The organism is Oceanihabitans sediminis, assembly GCF_003337215.1.
GTDB classification, from domain to species: domain Bacteria; phylum Bacteroidota; class Bacteroidia; order Flavobacteriales; family Flavobacteriaceae; genus Oceanihabitans; species Oceanihabitans sediminis.
The window spans coordinates 1-2,929 of record NZ_QPIG01000012.1; the positions used below are offsets into that span (position 1 = coordinate 1).

A 2,929-nucleotide genomic window follows, 5' to 3' on the forward strand; every position below is an offset into this window, starting at 1 on the left:
GATTTTCAATGTTGACGAGATCAAAGTCTCTGCGTATATAATAACCTTATTCCTCTCCTTTGTTCTTTCTTATTTATAGGTCTTAATTTAGTGTTTTTATTAAAATGCTAACTTAAGCCGTATATAAAAAATTGCTGGTGTTGTACTAAAACAAAGGTTGTTGCACGTTTGCTACGTCTGATTTTCCTTCGGAAAATCCTCGCACGCAAACACGCAACTTTCCATACACAATACCGTTGTAAAACATTTAAACAAACATTGAGAATTCAAATTATCATATTGATTTTAATCACAAATTTTGCTTTCGGACAAGACAAAGTAACTATTGACAAAAATCTTCCCAAATATGAGATTAAAGATGAATTCAATCGATTTGATGATATTGGAAATCCCAAAAATGACTTTGAAAGTTTAAAATTTAACTTCAAATCAAATTCTGAAATAGAAATCAGAAATAGTTATACCTCTGGATTTACTGGAAATGACATCAAGTTTTCTATTGACAAACATTTGAATATTAAAAAAGTAACATACAACTATTGGACTGACGTTGTTGATTTGGATAATTTAATTACTTATCGAGTAAAAAAAGTAAATCTGAAATTAAACCAAAATCCATTTGACAAAATAAATGGTTTGCGTGGAATGTATATTTTAGAAGTACAACATATACGAAATGACTCTTTGATAAAAACAGAACAAATCAAAGGTAAATTCAAAAATTTTAAAGGAATCAACAAACAATCTTCTGACTATAAATGGACATTAGAACAAAACAAGATTTGGTACGGAATTACAAACGAAAATGGAGTTTATCTAAAGCCTGACAAAGTACCAAGTTTAAAATCTGATTATAAAATATTGGTAAAGGAAATTAAAAATATAAAAGGTTATGTACCAAGTAAAATAAAAGCCTTTGTTGTAATTAATGAAAATGGTAAAATTGAAGAGAAGCCAATTAGGTTTTTAGGACAATTAGATAAAAGTATTGAAAAGCAGATAACGAAATTGCTGATTGAATTGACTGAATGGTATCCTGCTTGTGTAAATGAAAAAGAAGTTAAATCGCAAATTCCAATAGTAATTGGAACTGAATAAAAACGTTTTACAACAACGTGTATAATTCATTGCTAGTACTCGCCTACTTGGAAATTCCTTCGGAATTTCCTCTGGTTCGTTTTTGTTTACTAATTTAGTTGCTGAAACACGCAACGAAATCATACACAACAACGTTATGCTACATTAGACCAATGAAACAAACATTAATACTTTTAATTGGAATTTTAGTTTCCACAACAACTTTTTCGCAGAACAAAGCGACGGAATTATATACTTCTGGAAACTCGAATTTTAAATCAGGAAAATTTCAAGAGGCAATTTCAAATTATACGGAATTGATGGAAATGGTGGACGAAAAAACTGTTCGAAAAACTTGTTTCATAAATCGTGGACTATCATATGACCGAATTAAAAAATATGGTTTAGCAATATCTGACTTTACAGAAGCAATTAAGTTGGACAGTACTGATATGGCTTCATTTATAGACAGAGGACTTTCTCAAATGCACGCTGGAAATTTAGAAAAAGCAAAAGAGGATTTTAATTATGTCGTTGTAAAAAACAATAACAATGGAATGATGGAAGCATCACTTTATTGGCTCGCTCGAATTAATTATTCTCAAGGTAAGTTTGAGGAAGTAATTAAAAATTGTGACAGATATTTTACCATAAACGCAAAAGACCCTGAATTATATTTCATTCGTGGAACTGCGAACGATATGTTGCGGAATTTTGAGCAATCAATAATTGACTATTCAAAAGCAATTGAATTAAAACCAAATTATGTGGAATCTATTGCAAATCGTGGAACTGCGAAAATCAATCTTCTGACTGGAAACGGAAATTTACAACCGAGTAAAAAAGAAACGAAAAGTGCTTGTAAAGATTTAAAGAAAGCGAAAGAATTGGGAGATAATGCAGTCGATGATTTAATTTATGCTTATTGCGACAGAAAAGATAAAAAGAAACGGAATTAATAACGTAGCATAACACCGTATATAATTTATTGCTAGTTCTCGCCTACTTACGAAAATCCTCGCGGATTTTCTATTCGGTTTGTATTTACTAAATTAGTTACTTGAAACACGCAACAAACCATATACAACAACGTTAGCAGCAAATTAAAAAAACCACGATTATAAATAATAAATTATGAAAATAATTGTACATATAGCTTTGTTCTTTATTACTTCTATGTCTTGTTTTGCGCAGAAAAATATATCAATCGATTTTAATATTGAAAATAAAGAAAGTTTAAATACATATCTTACTGAAAAAGAAGTGAATTTTGAAAAAGATGATTTATACTCTATTAAAGATTTTAATAGTTTCGCCTATCTGAACAATAACGACAAACTTCAAGTACCTGAAATTTTATTCTTCAATTCAAACGGATATTTAGTTAAAAATAGATTTAATGACAATGAATGCTCGCAGGTTATTAATGAAATTGAAAAAATCAATTCATTAAAATTCAATAAAAAAGTCACAATTAACGATTGGTTAAAACATATTTCACCTTTAAACCAAGACATAACTGAAAATGGGAGTGTTTTTATTATAATAAATTGGGCGAAATTTGTTGATAAATTTAATGAACAATCTTTCGAATGGTATAAAGAGTTAAAGAATCAAAATTCAAATTTAAAAGTCAACTGTATTTTATTGAATTTAGATATACAAGAAAACTGGAATTTAACTGAACAGCAGAAAAAAGCATTAAATATAGAATAAAATCTGCTGCTAACAAAGTACTGTGGTAAAAAACAAGTAAAAAAGCATTAATTTTTCACCAAGGAACTTCTGTAGCTATCCTCATATATTAGTCCAGATTTAGCAATAGCAAAAGCTTGTTTTAATAGCTTATTGC

At 28.9% G+C, this 2,929-nt stretch carries 3 protein-coding genes; all 3 read left to right on the forward strand.

The features are described from left to right. Positions 1–258 precede the first annotated feature (258 nt). The 3 genes from DU428_RS13290 to DU428_RS13300 all read left to right on the forward strand — a co-directional run bounded on the left by DU428_RS13290 (position 259) and on the right by DU428_RS13300 (position 2,793). Entirely contained in the window at positions 259–1,098 is an 840-nt protein-coding gene (locus tag DU428_RS13290) for a hypothetical protein (RefSeq protein ID WP_123796537.1), read from the forward strand. A gap of 152 nt (positions 1,099–1,250) precedes the next feature. Continuing rightward, on the forward strand, positions 1,251–2,036 hold the full coding sequence (locus tag DU428_RS13295; protein WP_113966861.1) for a tetratricopeptide repeat protein: 786 nt from the start codon (positions 1,251–1,253) through the stop codon (positions 2,034–2,036). Between the two features lie 175 nt (positions 2,037–2,211). Further along, entirely contained in the window at positions 2,212–2,793 is a 582-nt protein-coding gene (locus DU428_RS13300; RefSeq protein ID WP_123796538.1) for a hypothetical protein, read from the forward strand. The last annotated feature ends 136 nt before the right edge of the window (positions 2,794–2,929 follow it).